Origin of the sequence: Streptomyces sp. ICC1, from assembly GCF_003287935.1 — a bacterium.
Taxonomy (GTDB): Bacteria; Actinomycetota; Actinomycetes; order Streptomycetales; family Streptomycetaceae; genus Streptomyces; species Streptomyces tritrimontium.
Map to the genome: position 1 here is coordinate 1417914 of NZ_CP030287.1, position 19023 is coordinate 1436936.

The 19023-nt window shown below is 71.4% G+C and carries 20 protein-coding genes; 10 read left to right on the forward strand and 10 right to left on the reverse strand.

The window, feature by feature from the left end; all coding sequences use genetic code 11:
* Positions 1-33: 33 nt before the first annotated feature.
* The 3 genes from DRB96_RS06500 to hemL form a co-directional block, all read right to left on the reverse strand.
* Complete coding sequence (locus DRB96_RS06500; RefSeq protein WP_112453251.1) at positions 34-1275, reverse strand: hypothetical protein; 1242 nt, start codon at positions 1273-1275, stop codon at positions 34-36.
* A gap of 209 nt (positions 1276-1484) precedes the next feature.
* Positions 1485-2192 (reverse strand): histidine phosphatase family protein, encoded by a 708-nt coding sequence (locus DRB96_RS06505; RefSeq protein ID WP_112447547.1) that lies wholly within the window; start codon positions 2190-2192, stop codon positions 1485-1487.
* The gene (gene hemL, locus DRB96_RS06510) at positions 2189-3511 is read right to left on the reverse strand and encodes a glutamate-1-semialdehyde 2,1-aminomutase (protein WP_112447550.1); all 1323 of its coding nucleotides are present in this window, start codon (positions 3509-3511) and stop codon (positions 2189-2191) included. Before hemL ends, DRB96_RS06505 begins: the two co-directional genes overlap by 4 nt.
* Before the next feature lie 133 nt (positions 3512-3644).
* Here hemL and DRB96_RS06520 point away from each other — a divergent pair, with 133 nt between their 5' ends.
* On the forward strand, positions 3645-4241 hold the full coding sequence (locus DRB96_RS06520; RefSeq protein ID WP_162688519.1) for a hypothetical protein: 597 nt from the start codon (positions 3645-3647) through the stop codon (positions 4239-4241).
* Between the two features lie 109 nt (positions 4242-4350).
* On the opposite strand, the gene DRB96_RS06525 is transcribed toward DRB96_RS06520, so the two are convergent.
* Complete coding sequence (locus DRB96_RS06525; RefSeq protein WP_112453252.1) at positions 4351-5250, reverse strand: NADP-dependent oxidoreductase; 900 nt, start codon at positions 5248-5250, stop codon at positions 4351-4353.
* Positions 5251-5406: 156 nt separating this feature from the next.
* On the opposite strand from DRB96_RS06525, the gene DRB96_RS06530 reads away from it, so the two are divergent.
* A complete protein-coding gene (locus DRB96_RS06530) occupies positions 5407-5826 on the forward strand; it encodes a helix-turn-helix domain-containing protein (RefSeq protein WP_112447557.1) in 420 nt (139 codons plus the stop codon).
* A gap of 40 nt (positions 5827-5866) precedes the next feature.
* Positions 5867-6634, forward strand: a complete 768-nt coding sequence (locus DRB96_RS06535) for a Mut7-C RNAse domain-containing protein (protein WP_112447559.1) — start codon at positions 5867-5869, stop codon at positions 6632-6634.
* Here DRB96_RS06535 and DRB96_RS06540 read toward each other — a convergent pair.
* Complete coding sequence (locus tag DRB96_RS06540) at positions 6622-7152, reverse strand: hypothetical protein (RefSeq protein WP_343234508.1); 531 nt, start codon at positions 7150-7152, stop codon at positions 6622-6624. The two genes, DRB96_RS06535 and DRB96_RS06540, sit on opposite strands and share 13 nt — an antisense overlap.
* A gap of 195 nt (positions 7153-7347) precedes the next feature.
* Here DRB96_RS06540 and DRB96_RS06545 point away from each other — a divergent pair, with 195 nt between their 5' ends.
* Positions 7348-8124 (forward strand): SDR family oxidoreductase, encoded by a 777-nt coding sequence (locus DRB96_RS06545; RefSeq protein WP_112447561.1) that lies wholly within the window; start codon positions 7348-7350, stop codon positions 8122-8124.
* Between the two features lie 20 nt (positions 8125-8144).
* Here the strand turns inward: DRB96_RS06545 and DRB96_RS06550 are convergent, their stop codons facing one another.
* Positions 8145-8876, reverse strand: a complete 732-nt coding sequence (locus DRB96_RS06550) for a polysaccharide deacetylase family protein (protein WP_112447562.1) — start codon at positions 8874-8876, stop codon at positions 8145-8147.
* 182 nt (positions 8877-9058) lie between these two features.
* On the opposite strand from DRB96_RS06550, the gene DRB96_RS06555 reads away from it, so the two are divergent.
* Positions 9059-9331: a Uma2 family endonuclease gene (locus tag DRB96_RS06555; RefSeq protein WP_239516068.1), complete on the forward strand. Its 273-nt coding sequence runs from the start codon at positions 9059-9061 to the stop codon at positions 9329-9331.
* A gap of 73 nt (positions 9332-9404) precedes the next feature.
* On the opposite strand, the gene DRB96_RS06560 is transcribed toward DRB96_RS06555, so the two are convergent.
* Complete coding sequence (locus DRB96_RS06560; RefSeq protein ID WP_112447564.1) at positions 9405-10598, reverse strand: RtcB family protein; 1194 nt, start codon at positions 10596-10598, stop codon at positions 9405-9407.
* A gap of 171 nt (positions 10599-10769) precedes the next feature.
* Here DRB96_RS06560 and DRB96_RS06565 point away from each other — a divergent pair, with 171 nt between their 5' ends.
* The 3 genes from DRB96_RS06565 (at position 10770) to DRB96_RS06575 (ending at position 14124) form a co-directional block, all read left to right on the forward strand.
* Positions 10770-11627, forward strand: coding sequence for a DUF3558 domain-containing protein (locus DRB96_RS06565; protein ID WP_204357657.1), 858 nt, complete (start codon positions 10770-10772; stop codon positions 11625-11627).
* Between the two features lie 148 nt (positions 11628-11775).
* Positions 11776-12540, forward strand: a complete 765-nt coding sequence (locus DRB96_RS06570; RefSeq protein ID WP_239516067.1) for a DUF3558 domain-containing protein — start codon at positions 11776-11778, stop codon at positions 12538-12540.
* A gap of 156 nt (positions 12541-12696) precedes the next feature.
* Positions 12697-14124: a DUF2637 domain-containing protein gene (locus tag DRB96_RS06575; RefSeq protein ID WP_112447566.1), complete on the forward strand. Its 1428-nt coding sequence runs from the start codon at positions 12697-12699 to the stop codon at positions 14122-14124.
* An 80-nt stretch (positions 14125-14204) separates the two neighbouring features.
* Here the strand turns inward: DRB96_RS06575 and lysS are convergent, their stop codons facing one another.
* A complete protein-coding gene (gene lysS, locus DRB96_RS06580; RefSeq protein WP_112447567.1) occupies positions 14205-15947 on the reverse strand; it encodes a lysine--tRNA ligase in 1743 nt (580 codons plus the stop codon).
* 191 nt (positions 15948-16138) lie between these two features.
* Here lysS and argS point away from each other — a divergent pair, with 191 nt between their 5' ends.
* Positions 16139-17935 carry an arginine--tRNA ligase gene (argS, locus tag DRB96_RS06585; RefSeq protein ID WP_112447568.1) on the forward strand — a complete coding sequence of 599 codons (1797 nt, stop codon included), beginning with the start codon at positions 16139-16141 and terminating at the stop codon, positions 17933-17935.
* Between the two features lie 92 nt (positions 17936-18027).
* Complete coding sequence (locus DRB96_RS42715; protein WP_162688518.1) at positions 18028-18183, forward strand: hypothetical protein; 156 nt, start codon at positions 18028-18030, stop codon at positions 18181-18183.
* A gap of 18 nt (positions 18184-18201) precedes the next feature.
* Here DRB96_RS42715 and DRB96_RS06590 read toward each other — a convergent pair whose 3' ends face one another.
* Both DRB96_RS06590 and DRB96_RS06595 read right to left on the reverse strand, forming a co-directional pair.
* The gene (locus DRB96_RS06590; RefSeq protein WP_112447569.1) at positions 18202-18600 is read right to left on the reverse strand and encodes a type II toxin-antitoxin system VapC family toxin; all 399 of its coding nucleotides are present in this window, start codon (positions 18598-18600) and stop codon (positions 18202-18204) included.
* Positions 18597-18827, reverse strand: a complete 231-nt coding sequence (locus DRB96_RS06595) for an antitoxin (RefSeq protein ID WP_112447570.1) — start codon at positions 18825-18827, stop codon at positions 18597-18599. Before DRB96_RS06595 ends, DRB96_RS06590 begins: the two co-directional genes overlap by 4 nt.
* Positions 18828-19023 lie beyond the last annotated feature (196 nt).

Sequence of the window (19023 nt, forward strand, 5' to 3'; positions counted from 1 at the left end):
TCAGGCGGCGACCCGCGGCCGAACCCCGGCCCGTCAGCCGGCCGCGAGATGCGTGGCCCAGCCACCGGTCGGCGATTCGCCCGGTCCCAGGGTGCGCAGTCTGGCCAGGACCTTGGGGTCCTGCACGTCGAGCCAGTCGGCGAACTGCCGGAAGGACACCAGCCTTACGTCCCTTTTGTCTGCCATGCCCTTGAGGGCCTCCTCGACGGCGTCCATGTAGATGCCGCCGTTCCACTCCTCGAAGTGGTTGCCGATGAACAGGGGTGCGCGGTTGGTCTCGTAGGCCCGCTTGAAGCCGCCGAGGTAGGCGGCGGTGGCCTGGGTGCGCCAGGCCGGGTAGTGGGACGGGACGCCCTTCGTCGTGTTCTTGGACTGGTTCGCGAGGATGTTGTAGTCCATCGACAACACCTCGAAGGAGTGCCCGGGGAAGGGCAGGGACTGCAGCGGCAGGTCCCACAGGCCCCCGCGCTTGACCGGCCACTGCTGGAGTCCGCCCGGCGAGCTGGAGTCGTAGCGCCAGCCCATCCGCTGGGCCGTCGTCAGCAGGTTGTCCTGGCCGAGCAGACAGGGAGTGCGGGCCCCGACCAGCTCCTTGCGGTAGTCGAAGGGCAGCGGTTCGAGGTCGGTGAAGCCGGTGTTGCTCCGCCAGTTGGTGACGAAGGACACGGCCTGGTCGATCTCGCTCTGCCAGTCCTCGGGGGTCCACCTGCCGACCGAGCCCGGGCCGCCGCAGAAGTGCCCGTTGAAGTGGGTCCCTATCTCGTGGCCGTCGAGCCACGCCTCGCGCACGTACGTGAGGGTGTTGCGGACGTTCTCGTCCTTGAGGTAGCCGATGTCGGAGGCGCCGACGGGGTTGTTCGGCGGCCGGTAGAGGTGCTTCTTGGACTCGGGCAGGAGGTAGATCCCCGAGAGGAAGAAGGTCATCGCCGCGCCGTGGTCCTTGGCGAGCTTGAGGAAGCGGGGGAAGAGGCCGTTGCCGATCTCGCCCGCGCCGTCCCAGCTGAACACCACGAACTGGGGCGGGGTCTCGCCCGGCTGGAGGGGTACGGGGGCGGCCGGCTGGTGGGGCTGCGGGCCGGTGTCGGCGGTGGAACCGTCCCCGATGGGCTTGACGGCCGGGCCCGCCGGTCCGCTGGGCCCGGGACCGCCCGGCGGGTCGGCCTGGCCGGCGGCGCCCGTACCGGACGGACCGCCGATGCCGCAGCCGGCGAGGCCGGCCGCCGCCGCGGCGCCAAGTCCGAGTCCGAGCACTCCCCTTCGACTGAAGACGCTCATGTCGCTCATGTCGCTCATGAAATGTCATACAAACGGACAATTCGGCGAAGCCGGAGGGCGACACGGCCGAGCGGAGCAACTTATATGAAATTAGGCAGAGTATTGACCAAACGGACACGGACACGGGCCCGGGGCCGCGGCCCCCAGGGGCCGAGCCCGGGCCCGCCCCCTGGGGCCGGGCCCGGCAACCCGTACCGCCCGGACGGGGCCTACGCGCCGAACGCCTTCGACTTCCCCTTCACCGGCTTCGCCCCCGCGAGGAGGTGCGCCGGGACCAGGTCCCGGGCCGGCTCGCTGTAGCCCACCGACACCAGCTTGTCGCCCTGGTAGGTGAACGAGGTCAGCGAGGCCAGCGTGCACTGGCGGCGGCGCGGGTCGTGCCACAGCCGCCGCTTCTCCGCGAAGCTCCGTACGATCCAGATCGGCAGCTGGTGGCTGACCGCCACGGCCTCGTGGCCGCGGGCCGCGTCGCGCGCCGTCTCGATCGCGCTCATCATCCGCACGACCTGCTCGACGTACGGCTCGCCCCAGGACGGCTTGAACGGGTTCGTCAGGTGCTTCCAGTTCTCCGGCCTGCGCAGCGCGCCGTCGCCGACGCCGAAGGTCTTGCCCTCGAAGACGTTGCCCGCCTCGATGAGGCGGCCGTCGGTCGCCAGGTCCAGCCCGTGCGCCTTCGCGATCGGCGCCGCCGTCTCCTGGGCGCGCTCCAGCGGGGAGGCCACGACGTGCGTCACGTCCCGGCTCTCCAGGTGCTCGGCCACCCGGTCCGCCATCTGGCGGCCGAGCTCGGAGAGGTGGTAGCCGCCGCGGCGGCCGTAGAGGACGCCCTCCGGGTTGTGCACCTCGCCGTGGCGCACCACGTGGACGACGGTGATCTCGGAACCGCTCCCGGTCCCGTCGGTGCTCGCGCCGCTCATGCGGTGGCCTCCGCGGCGGCTCGGGCGGCGGCCGGCAGCGCGGCCGCGATGCGCTCGATCGCCTTCTCGTCGTGGGCGGTGGACACGAACCACGACTCGAACGCCGACGGGGGCAGGTACACGCCCTGCGACAGCATCGAGTGGAAGAAGCCGTTGAAGCGGAAGGACTCCTGCTTCTTGGCGTCGTCGTAGTTGCGGACCTCGTCCTCGGTGAAGAAGACGGAGAACATGTTGGAGGCCGTCTGCAGCCGGTGCGCGACGCCCTCCTTGGAGAGCGCGCCCGTCACCAGCGACTGGATCTCCTTGGACACCGCGTCGACCTTGACGTACGCCGCGTCGTCCAGCAGCCGCAGCTGCGCGAGGCCGGCCGCCGTCGCGATCGGGTTCCCGGAGAGCGTGCCCGCCTGGTAGACCGGGCCGACCGGAGCCAGGTGGCCCATCACGTCGGCCCGGCCGCCGAACGCGGCCGCCGGGAAACCGCCGCCCATGACCTTGCCGAAGGTCATCAGGTCGGGCTCGACCCCGTCCACGCCGAACCAGCCGGCGCGGGAGGTGCGGAATCCCGTCATGACCTCGTCGGAGATGTACAGCGCGCCGTTCGCGCGGCACAGGTCGGCGAGCCCCTGGTTGAAGCCCTCGCCCGGGGTCACGACGCCCATGTTGCCGGGCGCCGCCTCGGTGATCACACAGGCGATCTCGCCGGGGTGCGCGGCGAAGGCCGCGCGGACCGACTCCAGATCGTTGTAGGGGAGCACGATCGTGTCCCCGGCCTGCGCGCCCGTCACACCCGGGGTGTCCGGCAGCGCGAAGGTCGCCAGGCCCGAGCCGGCGGCGGCCAGCAGCGCGTCCACGTGCCCGTGGTAGCAGCCGGCGAACTTCACGATCTTGGCGCGGCCGGTGAACCCGCGGGCGAGGCGGATCGCGGACATGGTCGCCTCGGTGCCCGAGGACACCAGGCGGACCTGCTCCACGGGCGCGATCCGCGCCACGATCTCCTCGGCGAGCGCGACTTCCCCCTCACCGGGGGTGCCGAACGACGTGCCGCGGACGACGGCGGCCTGGATGGCCTCCACCACGGCCGGGTGGGCATGGCCGAGAATCATCGGCCCCCACGAGCAGACCAGGTCGACGTACTCGCGCCCGTCGGCATCGGTCAGGTACGGACCAGTACCGGACACCATGAACCTGGGCGTTCCGCCCACGGCGCGGAAGGCGCGCACAGGGGAGTTCACGCCGCCAGGCGTCACGAGGGACGCGCGGTCAAAGAGAGTCTGCGAGACTTTGGCTTCATACGGGTACGGGTAGCTCACACCAGCCATGGTCTCAGAGGCCGCGACTGACTTGCGGACGGGCGTTTCACCGCGCCGCCCCGGGGGAGGTCACTGCCATGATGATCAGGCTGCGTGGCGGGGGCCGCGGGGCCGGGGCAGGCAAGACCAGTCGGGTGGATATATGCAACGCGGTGGTGGACCGGGCGAGGGCACGGACGACCTCGATCCGCAGCGCGCCCGCGAACGTCGCCGCGGCAAGCACCGCCGCCGCGCCACGGACGCGGCCGAGCACGTTCCGGGCCCGGCCCAGGACCCCGACAGCCTGCCCAGAGGGCGCGGAATGGGCGTGACGTACAAGTACTTCGGCGCGCCCGACGGGGCCACGGCCGCGCGCGTCCCGGTGACGATGCGGCCGGAGCAGCTGGGCGGCGACGAGCTCGGCATGGGCGGCATGTTCAGCAAGATCAAGCCGGAAACGGTCGCCGCGATGGTCCTGACCGGCATCGAGGGCATACCCCTGCACAAGGTGCCCCCGCTGGAACTGGTCGTCCTCCACCCCGACTACGCCGTCGTCAAGCTCCCGATGACGGTCGTCGACCCGCTGCGCGACATCGGCGAGGAGTCGGTGGGCGCCGCCGCCTTCATCTGGTCCACGGTCCCCGACCGCGGCGGCCCGCGCGACGCGTTCAACGTCTACCAGCTGCTCCACGAGTGGCAGGACTTCTCCCACCGCCTCCACGAGGCGGGCCACCAGCCGTACTGCCTGGTCTGGCCGTAGCCGCTCGGCGCGGCCCGGCAGCCGCCGGACTCCGCTCGGCCCCGCAGCCACCGGAATCCCCTCGGCCCGGCAGCCGCCCGCCCCGGCAGCGGCCCGGCCCGGCCCGGTGTCAGGCCACCCTCAGGACGATGCGGCCGCGAAGGCCGCCGTCCGCGAGGCGGGCGTGCGCCTTGGGGGCCTCCGCCAGGGGAAAGGTTTCCGCCACCCGCAGCGTCAGCTCCCCCGCGTCGACCAGCGACACCAGGCGGGCCAGGTGCGCGCCGTCCGCCGCGACCTCCTGTTCCACCACCCGGACGCCCCGCTCCGCCGCCGGCGCCGCGCCGGGGATCAGGCCGACGTAGGCACCGCCGTCGCGGACGAAGGCCAGGGCCGGCCCGCCGAGGACCGCCGTGTCCACGACGCCGTCCACCGCGGCGGCCGGAGCCGAGCCGCGGGGGACGAAGGCGGCCGCGCCCAGCGAGCGTACGAGCTCCTCGTCCTCGGGACCCGCCAGGGCCGTCACCACGTAGCCGGCCCGCACGGCCAGCTGCACCGCGAGCCCGCCGACCACCCCCGCCGCGCCCGTGACCAGGACCGAAGCCCCCGGGGCCAGCTCCAGCAGGTCCACCGCCCGGGCCGCAGCCAGCCCGCTCAGGGGCAGCGCGGCGGCGGCCTCCGACGAGACCGAGGCCGGGGCCGCCGCCACCGCCGAGGCGTCCAGGACCACGTACTCCGCGTGCGTGCCCAGCGGCTTGACCGGCCCGTAGTGCAGGCCCACCACCCGGTCGGCCACCGCCCAGCCGTCCACGCCCGCGCCGAGCGCGTCCAGCTCGCCCGCCACGTCCCACCCGAAGCCGAGCCGCTGGCCCGCGCCGCCGAAGACCCCGGCCCGCACCGCGCCGTCGACCGGGTTCAGACCGGCCGCCCGGACCCGTACCCGGACCTGTCCCGCACCCGGCTGCGGGACCGGGACCCGGACGACCTCGATCCGCTCGGGTCCGCCGAAGGCATCCGCCACCACGGCCCGCATCGTCGCCGCTGTCGCCGTCTTCTGGTTCTCGCTCATGATCGTCACTCCCGTTGTGGCTGGTTCCGGCTTCCCGGTGCTCACTAACGTAGGGAGAGCTACTGTCGATCGGTAAGTACGCACTCCGGAGTGCGTACCCGACCCGGAAGTGGGGTACCCATGGCCACCCGTACCGCCGCGGACCGCCGCGAGGAAGCGCGGTCCGCCTACGAGGACTTCCTCAAGGACTGCCCCACCAGCCAGCTCATGGCCCGCATCAGCGACAAATGGGTCGGCCTCATCGTCAGCGCCCTCGACCGGGCCGAGGACCGGACCCTGCGCTACAGCGACCTCGGCCGCGAGATCCCCGGCGTCAGCCAGAAGATGCTCACCCAGACCCTGCGCTCCCTGGAGCGCGACGGCCTCGTCACCCGCACCGTCACCCCCACCGTCCCGGCCCGCGTCGACTACCGGCTCACCGCACTCGGCGCCAACCTCAGCTGCCTGCTCGGCTCCGTGAGGCAATGGGCCGAGAACCACTTCGCCGAGGTCAACGCCCACCGCGAGCTCCACGACAAGTCGACGGCGGCGGCCCCGTAAATCCCCGCCGGCTCCCGGGCGGCAGTGGCATGCTGACCCCGTGAACGGACCCGGCATTCAGCTCACCCTCGCCCCCGAACTGCACGTCTTCGCCTCGCCCGCCCGGCGCGGCGCACGCGTACCGACGACGACCGACGGCGTCTCCAGCCTCGGCCACGTCGTCGAATCGGCCGGCATCCCGCTCACCGAGGTCGGCCGGATCCTCGTGGACGGCACCGAGACGCCCGTCTCCCACGTGCCGCTGGCCGGGGAATCGGTCGAGGTCTTCGGCGTCGACCGCCCCCAGCAGGTCCCCGGCGTCCCCGACACCGCCCCGCTGCGCTTCCTCCTCGACGTCCACCTCGGCACCCTCGCCCGCCGCCTGCGCCTGCTCGGCGTGGACGCCGCGTACGAGAGCGAGGACATCGGCGACCCGGCCCTCGCCACCCGCTCCGCCGCCGAGCGGCGCGTCCTGCTCTCCCGCGACCGCGGACTGCTGCGCCGCCGCGAGCTCTTCGCCGGCGCGTACGTCTACAGCGACAACCCCGAGGAGCAGGTCCGCGACATCCTGGGCCGCTTCGCCCCCGCCCTCACACCGTGGACCCGCTGCACCGCGTGCAACGGCGACCTCCGCGCGGCCGACAAGGACAGCGTCGGCGACCGCCTGGAGAACGGCACGCAGCGCTCGTACGACGTCTTCGCCCAGTGCGCCGGCTGCGAGCGCGTCTACTGGCGCGGCGCCCACCACGCCCGCCTGGAGAAGATCGTCGACGAGGCCCTCGCCGAGTTCGGCCCCGCCGCGCAGGAGCAGCGGTCTCAGAAGGCGTAGCTGTCGCCCGTGTCCAGGGCCAGCACCGCGTGCTCGTTGTTGGCGTGGTTCCGGTCGGTCGCCCCGCCGTTCCACAGGGTGTCGACCCGCAGCACCACCTCCGCCACCGGCTCCTTCAGCTCCAGCACCAGCCCGATGTGCCGGCCCCGCCCGTGCAGCGGCAGCTCCCCGGTCTCGCAGACCACCTCGCGCACTCCGGCCCGCGCGCAGCCCCCGGCCAGCTCCTGGCGGTCCGCGAGGTCGGCGGACAGCCGCAGCCGTACGGTGGCGTTCGCCAGCGCGGCCGGGCCCTCGTTCTCCGGGACCAGCAGGATCCGCAGCCGGCCCCGCGCCAGGGCGAGTCGCCCGTGGTACGCCACGTCGGCCTCCGGGCCGCTCCGGGCGGAGGCCGCGTGGGCACTCCCGGCGCCGCCGATGCCCGCGACACCGCCCACGCCCATGCCCCCGACGCTTCCCGTCCCGCCGAGCAGCACCAGCAGCCCGGCCACCACCACACTCCGTACGGCACCTCGGCGCACCGCCACCACCTCCTCGCGCGGACGCTAGCCACCCCGTCCGCCCGCCGGTCGGACCATCACACGAATGAGGGCGATTCCTCCCCCCATCTGCGCGCGCGGGCTTCCGGCCATGCCCGCCCGACGGCCGGTGGGCACCGACCCGACCCGCATATGCTGGCGGGTAATCACCCGTACGAACGCACGAGGAGCCAGCTCATGAGCACGGCCACGGCCCCGGCCGCCATCCGAACCGCCGTCGTCACCGGCGCGAGCAGCGGCATCGGCGCGGCCACCGCCCGCCAGCTCGCCGCCGCCGGCTACCACGTCGTCCTCACCGCCCGCCGCAAGGACCGCATCGAGGCCCTCGCCGCCGAGATCACGGCCGCCGGCCACCAGGCCACCGCCCACGCCCTCGACATCACCGACCGCACCGCCGTCGACGCCCTCGCCGCCTCGCTCCAGCGCTGCGACGTGCTCGTCAACAACGCCGGCGGCGCCATCGGAGCCGAGCCCGTCGCCACCGGCGACCCCGCCGACTGGCGCACGATGTACGAGGTCAACGTCATCGGCACGCTCAACGTCACCCAGGCGCTGCTCCCGGCCCTGACCGCCTCCGGCGACGGCACCGTGGTCGTCCTGTCCTCCACCGCCGGCCACTCCGCGTACGAGGGCGGCGCCGGCTACGTCGCCGCCAAGAACGGCGCCCGCGTCCTGGCCGAGACCCTCCGCCTGGAGATCGTCGGACAGCCCGTCCGCGTCATCGAGATCGCCCCGGGCATGGTCAAGACCGAGGAGTTCGCCAAGACCCGCTTCCGCGGCGACGCCGACAAGGCGGAGAAGGTCTACGCCGGCGTGGCCGAGCCCCTCTCCGCCGACGACGTGGCCGACACCATCACCTGGGCGGTGACCCGCCCCAGCCACGTCAACATCGACCTGCTCGTGGTCCGCCCCCGCGCCCAGGCCTCGAACACGAAGGTCCACCGCGAGCTGTAGCCGTACCGGCCCCCAGGGCCCTACGGGACCAGCCCGGCACTCTTCAGGTGCGGCATCAGGGCCGCCGGCTTCAGCCCGGCGGCCTTCGCCGCGTCCAGGGCCCGCTGCAGGTCCGCGCCGAGCGTCGGCGTGAAGTGCAGCAGCACGATGTCACCGGCGCGCAGCTGTGGCGTCGCGGGCGTCTCGCCCCACGTGGTGAAGTCGTGCGTCCACGTGATCAGCGCCTTGACCCCGCACGCCTTGGCCGCCAGCCGCACGTCGTCGTTCACGGCCCCGAACGGCGGCCGCAGCAGCTTCGGCTCCTTCCCGAAGGTCGCGGCCAGCTGCTCCCCGGCGCCGCACACCTCCGCGTCCTTGCCGGCGGCGTCGAGCGCGGTCAGGTCGGGGTGGTTGACCGTGTGGTTCTCCACGCTCACCCGCCCCTGCCCGGCGAGGTTCGTGAAGTACTGGGTGTCGTACGAGGTCGCGCCCGGCAGCAGGAACAGCGAGACGGGGATCCGCCGGTCGAGGAGGGTCTGCGCGACGGCCGGGTCGTGCACCCACCCGTCGTCGATGGTGATGAACACGACCTTCTCGTCGGTCGGCACGTGCGACACGACGGGCGGCAGCCCGGCCTTCCGCGGGGCCGCGGCGACGGCGGCCCCGGCGGCCGGAGCAGGCTCCCCGGACCCCACGGCACCGGCGGTCCCGACGACCCCGAGGGCGAGCGACAACGACGCGAGCGCGGCAAGAAGCGCGCGAGATCTCCACATGCGGCACACCTTGGTCTAGACCAACTCCCCCCGTCAATCCCCTTGCGCGGGACTTTTCCACCCCGAAATCACCTTCCACTGAGGGGAGTTGAGGCAAAGAGGCCGCCACACCTCCCGCGGCACATCCGCCCGACGGCCCGGATGGCCCCGTACGGGTGAAGTCGTGCGGAATGTCGGCTCCAATGAGCTACCGGCCCGACGTCTTCCGCATGATCCTTGAGGTCACTTCCTCGAACTGGGCGGACGACACCGGCACCAAGGTGGACGCTTACGCTCGGGCGGACGTTCCCGTCTACGTCATCGCCGATCGGCACCACGACGAAGTCGTGATCTACACGGACCCTCGCGCCGCGCGCTACCGCCTGCGCAGGACCTTCAAGCGCGGCACGACACTCCCGCTGCCCGACCACCTCGGGGTGAACATCGAGCTGTCGGTGGACATGCTGCTCGACTGACCGCTACACGCGGAGGAGCCCGGACCGTCACCGGTCCGGGCTCCTCCACTCCCCCGACATCCGCGCCCGGGCCTCAGCCCTTGACGCAGACGACGGCCTTGAGCTTGGCCACGACCTCCACCAGGTCGGTCTGCTGGTCGATGACCTGCTCGATCGACTTGTACGCGCCCGGGATCTCGTCCACGACGCCCGAGTCCTTGCGACACTCCACGCCCTTGGTCTGTTCCGCGAGGTCGCGCACCGAGAACTTCCGCTTCGCAGCCGTACGACTCATCTTCCGGCCCGCGCCGTGCGAGGCCGAGTTGAAGGACTTCTCGTTGCCGAGGCCCTTCACGATGTACGAGCCGGTGCCCATCGAGCCGGGGATGATCCCGTAGTCCCCACTGCCGGCGCGGATCGCGCCCTTGCGCGTGACCAGCAGGTCCATGCCGTCGTACCGCTCCTCCGCCACATAGTTGTGGTGACAGCTGATCTCCTGCCCGAAGGAGACCTTCGCCTTGCGGAACTGCTTGCGAATGACCTCCTTGAACAGGCTCATCATCACGGCACGGTTGTACTTGGCGTACTCCTGCGCCCAGAAGAGGTCGTTGCGGTACTCCTGCATCTCCGGGGTCGCCGCGAGGAACACCGCGAGATCCCGGTCGATCAGCCCCTGGTTGTGCGAAAGCCCCCGGGCCACGTTGATGTGGAAGTCCGCCAACTCGTTGCCGATGTTCCGAGACCCCGAGTGCAGCATGAGCCAAACCGCCCCGGACATGTCTGTTGAAACCTCAATGAAGTGGTTTCCCGTCCCAAGTGTCCCGATTTGCCGCATGGCCCGGTCCCGCCTGAACTTCACCGCATCCGCGACGTAGTCGAAGCGCTCCCACAGATCCCCGAACCCGTTCTCCGAGAACCCGTACAGCCGCCCCGGATCCACCGGATCCCGGTGCATCCCCGCCCCCACCGGGATCGCCCGCTCGATCTGCGAGCGCAGTCCCGACAGGTCCCCCGGCAGGTCGTTCGCCGTCAGCGAGGTCTTCACCGCCGACATGCCGCAGCCGATGTCGACGCCCACCGCCGCCGGACAGACCGCGTCCTTCATGGCGATGACCGAGCCCACCGTCGCGCCCTTGCCGTAGTGGACGTCCGGCATGACGGCCAGACCCTTGATCCACGGCAGGCCGGCGGTGTTCTGCAGCTGGCGCATCGCGCTGTCCTCGACCGACGCCGGATCGGTCCACATCCGGATGGGGACCTTCGCCCCCGGCACTTCTACGTATGACATTTTTGTCCCAACACCCCGTTAACCGCAGAAAAGTCTGAATACGCAAAAAGCCTCGCTCTTGGTCCCAAATACGACAGGAGACCGGCGCCAGCACCAGCGTGTGCGATAGACATTGTGTCCATCCGCGCCCGAGCCGCGGCAACGCATTTTCCCGAAGGGAGCCGGTGGAACGTGCAGCGCAAGTCGGTACGTGCAGCCCTGCCAGGCATCGCGGTGCTCACCGCCCTCACCGTCGGCCTCACCGCGTGCACCGACAGCGGCAGATCCGGGACCACCAGCGACGCGAAGGCGGGCGGGAACTCCGGCACGGTCGCGCAGCCCGGCAAGTACCGCAATCTGCCGATGCCCTGCAAGGCCGCCGATCCGAAGAAGGTCAAGGCGATGCTCCCCGTCGCCGAAGCCCTCACCCCCGAAGCCCGCGAAGCGCTCTACGCCGGCGTCGCGGACGCCTCGTACGACGCCGACCGGCGCGTCGGCTGCCGCTGGACCGCGCAGACGCCGACCGAGACCAGGCTGCTGTCGGTGGGCTTCGAGCGCGTGGTCTCGTACGACCGGGCCACCGTCAGCGACGACGACAAGGCGCGCCAGGTCTTCATCCGCCAGCTCACCGACGCCCACCTGCCCGTCCCCGGCCCGCTCACCACCCCGTCGCCCACCCCGTCGGCGGGGGCGTCCTCGCCCACTCCGGCTACGGGCGCGGGCGCGGGCGGCAGCGCGAGCCCGGGTGCCGGTACGAGCACCAGCCCGTCGGCCTCCGCCTCAGCGTCCGCCTCGGCGCCGGTCGAGCTCGGCTCCCGCGTCCTCGAAGGGCTCGGCAACGAGTCCTTCATCGAGGACAAGCTCAGCGCCGCCGGCGCCACGGCCGCCCAGGCACGCACCGTCCGCATTGTGTTCCGTACCTCGAATGTCATCGTCACCGTCGAGTACAGCGTCCAGCCCGCGCTCCCCGGAACCGTCCCGCCGAGCGGCGAAACCCAGGACAGGGCACGGCAGTTGGCGCAGGCCCTCGTCGACCGGTTCAACGAGTAGCCGGGCCCGCCCGAAGGGGGCGCGAGGGCCCGGGGTGACGGCGCGCACAGCAGCCGGGCGCCGGGTCGGGCTACCGTTGCCCGGGTCCCGCGCCCGCCACGGGCCGGTGAGCCGGCCCGCACGAAGACCCACAACGTCTGAAGGAATCATGCACCGATCAGCCTCGCGTCTCACCCGCGTCCTCGCCTGCGCAGCCGTTCCGGTGATCCTCACGGTCGCCGGCTGCTCGTCCGACTCGGGCAAGGACTCGGGCTCCGACAGCGGCAAGAAGGCCGACGCTTCCTCGTCCGCCAAGCCGAACTCCAAGGAGTCCAAGGCGCCGGAGAAGGCCGTCTACGCCACGCTGCCGGAGCCCTGCAAGACGGTCGCCGCGAAGACCATCGAGACCATCGTCCCGAAGGCGAAGGACGCCAACGGCACGGCCGCCAAGTCGAACGACCTGGCCACCCGCGCCAGCTGCTCCTGGAACGGCCTGGAAGAGGCCGGCCTGAAGGGCTCGCAGTACCGCTGGCTCTCGATCTCCCTCGTCCGCTACGACTCCCTCGCGTCGGTCGGGACCGGCAGCAAGCGCGCCGAGGAGGAGTACACCAAGCAGATCGAGAAGGCGAAGGTCGTCGAGGGCGCGGAGAACATGAAGCCGGAGGCGGCGGGCGGCATCGGCGACCAGGCCACGTCCTTCACCTTCACCACCAAGAAGGACGGCGACTTCTCCAACACCACGATCATCGCCCGCACCCACAACGTGATCATCACCCTCGACTACAACGGCGCGGCCTACGAGGGCGCGGACGCTCCGGACCAGGCGAAGCTGCTCCAGGACGCCATCGCGGCGGCGAAGGAGACCGTGGCCTCGGTCGAGACCGCCAACCAGCAGAAGCAGCCGGAGCAGTCGCCCTCGCCGACGAACGCCTAGTGCTGCGGCCGGTCCGGCGGTCCTCGTCCGGACGCTACCGAACGGTGACCGGACCGCTGACGTCCGGTCACTCGTACGCGCGTACGCTGTGCCTGCCGTAGCTCGACATGGGTACATGGGCACATGGGGCATGGGGACAAGGGGAGGGGATCGCGGGTGGCCGCGATGCAGCTGACTCGTACGCACCGGATATTGATCGGTGTCGTGGTCGCCGGAGCCGTCGTCATCGCCGCGATCGGCTTCGCGGGCTCGTACTCCGCCGTACGCGCCCTCGCCCTGCAGAAGGGCTTCGGCAGCTTCTCGCTGGTCTTCCCGATCGGCATCGACGCCGGCATCTGCGTGCTGCTGGCGCTGGACCTGCTGCTGACGTGGATCCGGATCCCGTTCCCGCTGCTGCGCCAGACGGCGTGGCTGCTGACGATCGCGACCATCGCGTTCAACGGCGCGGCGGCCTGGCCCGACCCGCTCGGGGTCGGCATGCACGCGGTGATCCCGATCCTGTTCGTGGTCACCGTCGAGGCCGCCCGGCACGCGGTGGGGCGGATCGCGGACATCACCGCGGACCGCCACATGGAGGGCGTGCGCATCACGCGCTGGCTCCTGTCCCCGATCCCCACCTTCAAGCTGTGGCGCCGGATGAAGCTGTGGGAGCTGCGCTCCTACGAGCAGGCCGTCGGCATGGAGCAGGACCGCCTGATCTACCAGGCCCGCCTCCAGGCCCGCTACGGCCGCTTCTGGCGCCGCAAGGCCCCGGTCGGCGCCCTGATGCCGCTGCGCCTGGCCCGCATCGGCGTCCCCCTGTCCCAGACGGCCCCGGAGGGCCTGGCGGCGGCGGGCATCGACCCGCTGCTCCTGCCTCCGGCGGCGGCGCAGGTGGCGACGGTGGCGGCCACCCACCCGGCCCTCCTGGCCGGCTCCGCCGCGGCCACGGAGACCCCCGTCCCGGTGGACGCGGCCCCGGGCGCCACGGGCCCGGACGGCCCCGACGTGGCCGCCCAGTCCCAGGCGCAGGCCCATGCGCTGGCGCAGGAGCACGCACTGGCCCAGGCGCAGGCCCAGGCCTACGCGCTGGCGCAAGCACAGGCGCAGGCCCACCCGGCCGCCGCCCCCTTCGCGGTGGACCCGACGGCCATGCCCGCCGCGCACAACAGCGCCTGGTTCGCGGGACCCCGCGCCCCGCAGGCGGCGTACGAGGGCGGCTACAGCCCCCAGCCGGCGGAGGGCCCGGAGCCCGCCCCGGCGACGTACCCGGCGGGTCCGGCGGGTCCGGCGGGTCCGGCCCCCGAGCAGCAGGAGCTGCCGATCCCGGCTCCCCGCCAGGAGGAGCGGCGGGAGGAGCCGGCGGACGCGGCGGATCCGGCGGACCCGGAGTTCGACGAGGTCAAGTTCGCCGAGGCGGCGTACGAGGTCTTCCGCGGGTACATCGAGGAGAACAACCAGGTGCCCACCCCCGAGCAGGTGGACATATACCTCTCGGACCGGCACGGGATCGTGCACCCGCGCAGCGCCACGATGATCCGCCGCATGATGCCTGACCTGAAGCAGCGCTACCAGCAGGACCTGCAGAACGAGCACATCGCGTAGCCCGTACGCCCCCACGCGCGGAAAGGGCCCGCACCCCCGAGAACCGGGGGTGCGGGCCCTTCCTCACATCCGTGCGGAACCTACGCGGCGAGCAGCTTGCGCACCCGGTCCGCTCCCACCGCCAGCAGCAGCGTGGGCAGGCGCGGTCCGGTCTCCCGGGTCACGAGCAGGCGGTAGAGCAGGGCGAAGAACGTCCGCTGCGCGACCTTGAGCTCCGGCGTCGGCTTGGCGTCGGGTTCGAGGCCCGCCATCACCTTCGGCACGCCGTAGACGAGCGTGGTCAGGCCGTCGAGCGACCAGTGCGAGTCGAGCCCGTCCACGAGCCGGCGCAGCGACTCGCGGCCCTCCTCGTCCAGGGACGACAGGAGTTCCGCGTCGGCCTCCTCGCGGACCAGGGTCCGCTGGTCGGCGGGGACCTGGGTGGTGATCCAGTTCTCGGCGCGGTCCAGGCGCGGGCGCACCTCGTCGAGCGAGGCCAGGGGCCGCTCGGGCTCCAGGTCGCTGAGGATGCGCAGGGTCTGCTCGTCGTGCCCGGCGGTGATGTCGACGACGGACGCGAGCGTCCGGTAGGCCATCGCGCGCGGGGTGCGGGGCAACTCGTGCGAGGCGACGCGGACGGCGCGGGCGTGGGCCGCCGCGTCGGCCGGCAGGACGGAGCCGTCGGCGACCTTGGCCTCGAGCTTGTCCCACTCGTCGTAGAGCCGCTGGATCTCCTGGTCGAAGGCGATCTTGAAGGACTGGTTGGGGCGGCGGCGGGCGTAGAGCCAGCGCAACAGCTGCGGCTCCATGATCTTCAGCGCGTCGGCCGGGGTGGGGACCCCGCCCTTGCTGGAGGACATCTTGGCCATGCCGCTGATGCCGACGAAGGCGTACATCGGTCCGATCGGCTGCTCGCCGCCGAAGATGCCCACGATCTGGCCGCCGACCTGGAAGGAGGAGCCGGGCGAGGAGTGGTCGACGCCCGAGGGCTCGAAGATCACGCCCTCGTAGGCCCAGCGCATCGGCCAGTCGACCTTCCAGACGAGCTTGCCGCGGTTGAACTCGCTGAGCTTGACCGTCTCGGTGTACTCGTCCTCGGTGCAGACGTAGGTCATCTCGGTCGTCTCGTCGTCGTACGAGGTGACCTTGGTGAAGTCCTTGCCGCACTGGCCGCAGTACGGCTTGTACGGGAAGTACCCGCCCTCGCCGACGGTGCCGTCGTCCTCGGCGGCCGCGCCGGAGCCCTCTGCGGCCTCCAGCTCGGCCTCGTCGGCCGGCTTCTGCTGCGGCTTCTTGCCCGCGCCCGGCTTGGCCTTCGTCCGGTACTGGTCGAGGATCGCGTCGATGTCGCCGCGGTGCTTCATCGCGAACAGGACCTGCTCGCGGTAGGTGCCCGCGGTGTACTGCTCCGTCTGGCTGATGGGGTCGTACTCGACACCGAGCTCGGCGAGCGCCTCGACCATGGCGGCCTTGAAGTGCTCGGCCCAGTTCGGGTACGCGGAGCCCTCGGGCGCGGGCACGGCGGTCAGCGGGCGGCCGATGTGCTGGGCGTGCGATTCCTCGGAGACGCCGGGGATGCCCTTGGGGACCTTGCGGTACCGGTCGTAGTCGTCCCAGGAGATCAGGTGGCGGACCTCGATGCCCCGGCGGCGGATCTCGTCGGCGACCAGGTGCGGGGTCATGACCTCGCGGAGGTTGCCCAGGTGGATCGGGCCGGAGGGGGAGAGTCCGGAGGCGACGACGACGACTTTGCCCGGGGCTCGGCGCTCCGCCTCGGCGATGACCTCGTCCGCGAAACGGGAGACCCAATCGGTCTCGGTGCTGCTCTGCGCGCTCTGAGCCACGACACGTCCTTCTATCTCGAATGCTGGCTGTGGGCCATTCTCCCAGACGGAGGGGAGCACTCCGGGGTTGCTTCCACCCACTGGAACCACCCGGATATCCCGCGAAGCGTCCGGCCCCCGCGTGGGATACTCGGCACTTGTCTGAACACCCAAGTGCACCCTCAGGCACGACCTCACAGGAACGGCAGCTCATGGCCTCGGTCCCTTCCCTCGCTTCCTCCGTCAACCAGCGCGTCGCCGACGCACTCGCCTCCGCCCTGCCGGAGTCCGGTGCGGCCGACCCCCTGCTGCGACGAAGCGACCGGGCCGACTTCCAGGCCAACGGCATCCTGGCGCTCGCGAAGAAGGCCAAGGCCAACCCGCGCGAGCTGGCGACGACCGTGGTCGAGGGCCTCGACTCCGGTGACCTGATCAAGGAGATCGAGGTCTCCGGGCCCGGCTTCCTCAACATCACCGTCACCGACCGGGCGATCGTCGAGACCCTGGCCGCGCGTGCCGCCGACGACCGGCTCGGCGTGCCGCTCGCCGCGAAGCCGGGTACGACGGTGATCGACTACGCGCAGCCGAACGTCGCCAAGGAGATGCACGTCGGCCACCTGCGGTCGGCGGTCATCGGCGCGGCGATGGTGGAGATCCTGGAGTTCACCGGCGAGAAGGTGGTCCGTCGCCACCACATCGGCGACTGGGGCACCCAGTTCGGCATGCTCATCCAGTACCTGCTGGAGCACCCGCACGAGCTGGACCACAAGGGCGCCGGGGACGGTGACGACGCAGTGGAGGTCTCCGGCGAGGAGGCCATGTCCAACCTGAACCGCCTGTACAAGGCCTCGCGCACGCTCTTCGACTCCGACGAGGAGTTCAAGACGCGGGCCAGGGCCCGGGTGGTGGACCTCCAGGCCGGCGAGCCGGAGACCCTCGCCCTGTGGCAGCGGTTCGTGGACGAGTCGAAGATCTACTTCTACTCCGTCTTCGACAAGCTGGACATGGACATCCAGGACCCCGACGTGGTCGGCGAGTCCGGCTACAACGACATGCTCGTCGAGACGTGCAAGCTGCTGGAGGAGTCGGGCGTCGCCGTCCGCTCCAACGGCGCGCTCTGCGTGTTCTTCGACGACGTCAAGGGCCCGGACGGCAACCCGACCCCGCTGATCGTCCAGAAGTCCGACGGCGGCTTCGGCTACGCGGCGACCGACCTCTCGGCGATCCGCGACCGGGTGGGCAACCTGGGCGCGACCGAGCTGATCTACGTGGTCGACGCGCGGCAGTCCCTGCACTTCAAGATGGTCTTCGAAACGGCGCGCCGGGCGGGCTGGCTGAACGAGGACACCAAGGCCGTGCAGCTGGCCTTCGGCACCGTGCTGGGCAAGGACGGCAAGCCGTTCAAGACCCGTGAGGGCGAGACGGTCCGGCTGGTGGACCTGCTGGACGAGGCGGTGGACCGGGCGACGGCCGTCGTGCGCGAGAAGGCGGAGAAGATCGGCCTGAGCGAGGCGGAGATCCTCGAGAACGGCCGGTACGTGGGCATCGGCGCGGTGAAGTACGCGGACCTGTCCACCTCCGCCGCGCGCGACTACAAGTTCGACCTGGACCAGATGGTCTCGCTGACCGGCGACACGTCCGTGTACCTCCAGTACGCGTACGCCCGGATCAAGTCCATCCTGCGCAAGGCGGGCGAGGCGGGCGACCGGAAGCCGGTCGCGCACCCGGAGCTGGAGCTGGCCCCGGCCGAGCGCGCGCTGGGCCTGCACCTGGACCACTTCGGCGAGCTCATCGCCGAGGCGGCCGCGGACCACGCCCCGCACAAGGTGGCCGCGTACCTCTACCAGCTGTCCTCGCTGTTCGCGACGTTCTACGAGCAGTGCCCGGTCGTGAAGCCCGAGCCCGAGCTCGTCGTCGGCGAGAACCGCCTGTTCCTGTGCGAGCTGACCGCCCGCACCCTCTCCAAGGGCATGTCCCTGCTGGGCATCCGCACCCCCGAGAAGCTCTGACGCACGAGCCGAGGCCCCCGTCCCCCACCCGCGGGGGACGGAGGCCTCGGCATTTCCCCCTGTCCCGTGAACCACCGCGCCACGTTGCTCGCATGAGCATGGACGCGGCGCTGCGCGCGCGACTGAAAGCACATACCGACGCGATGGGGAGCGACGTCTCGACGTACGTCACGGCGGCTGTGCTGCGTCAGATCGACGACGACTCCACGGCGACCGAGGTCATGCCGTCGGCCCGGGGCGACGAGTGAAGCATCACCCGCATCAGTTCATGCCGCGCCGAAGACCTCGACCTTGCAGCGCGGGCTGCCGGATCGGGCGATCCGTGCGTCGCACGTGACGAGCGGCACCTGGAGCCCCTCGGCCAGTGCGACGTAGGTGGCATCGCATGCGGAGAGGTTCGCGTACAGCTCCCGCACCCGGGGCAACACCGGGAGGTGCTCCATCCGCCTGACCGGCAGGAGCCCGAAGTCGTCCCAAGCCGAGTCCAGTTGGCGATCGGAGAGCTTGCCTCCCCGATGGCGGCCGAGCAACGCCTGGGTGACTTCCACATCGAGCAGGTAGGGGGCGGCGAGCCGTTCACCCCTCACCCGATCGCGTAAGGCCTCGCCCACCGGGCCCGCGTCGGCGACCAGCATGACGACCGCGCTCGCGTCGATCACGATCATTCGCGCCGCCGCCCGGCATCGAGGTCGCCGAGAACCTCGTCCACGCTCAGCTCGGCCGAGACCCGGGAGCGGATGCGCTCGACGACGTCCTCGACGGACGGTGTCGCGGCCTCTTCCTCCAGGAGGGTCCGGGCGTACGCCTGCAGTGACTGACGGCTACGCGCGGCTCTTATCTTGAGCTCTGCGAGCGCTTCGTCGGACAAGTCGCGGACGTACAAGGTGGCCATGCAGCCAGAATAGTCGCAGTGCAAGCATTCCGCTAGCACGGTATTCGAGCTCGGCGCACAGGCGTGCGCAGGGGCCGCGGGGCACACGCTCAGCGTGGTTCCCGCGACCCCGTCCAGGTGCCGGTCACCGCACTAAGCGGTCTTGAGTAAGTGCGTTGCGGTTGTGGTACATGCTCCGCAGCGGTGATGTCCTCGT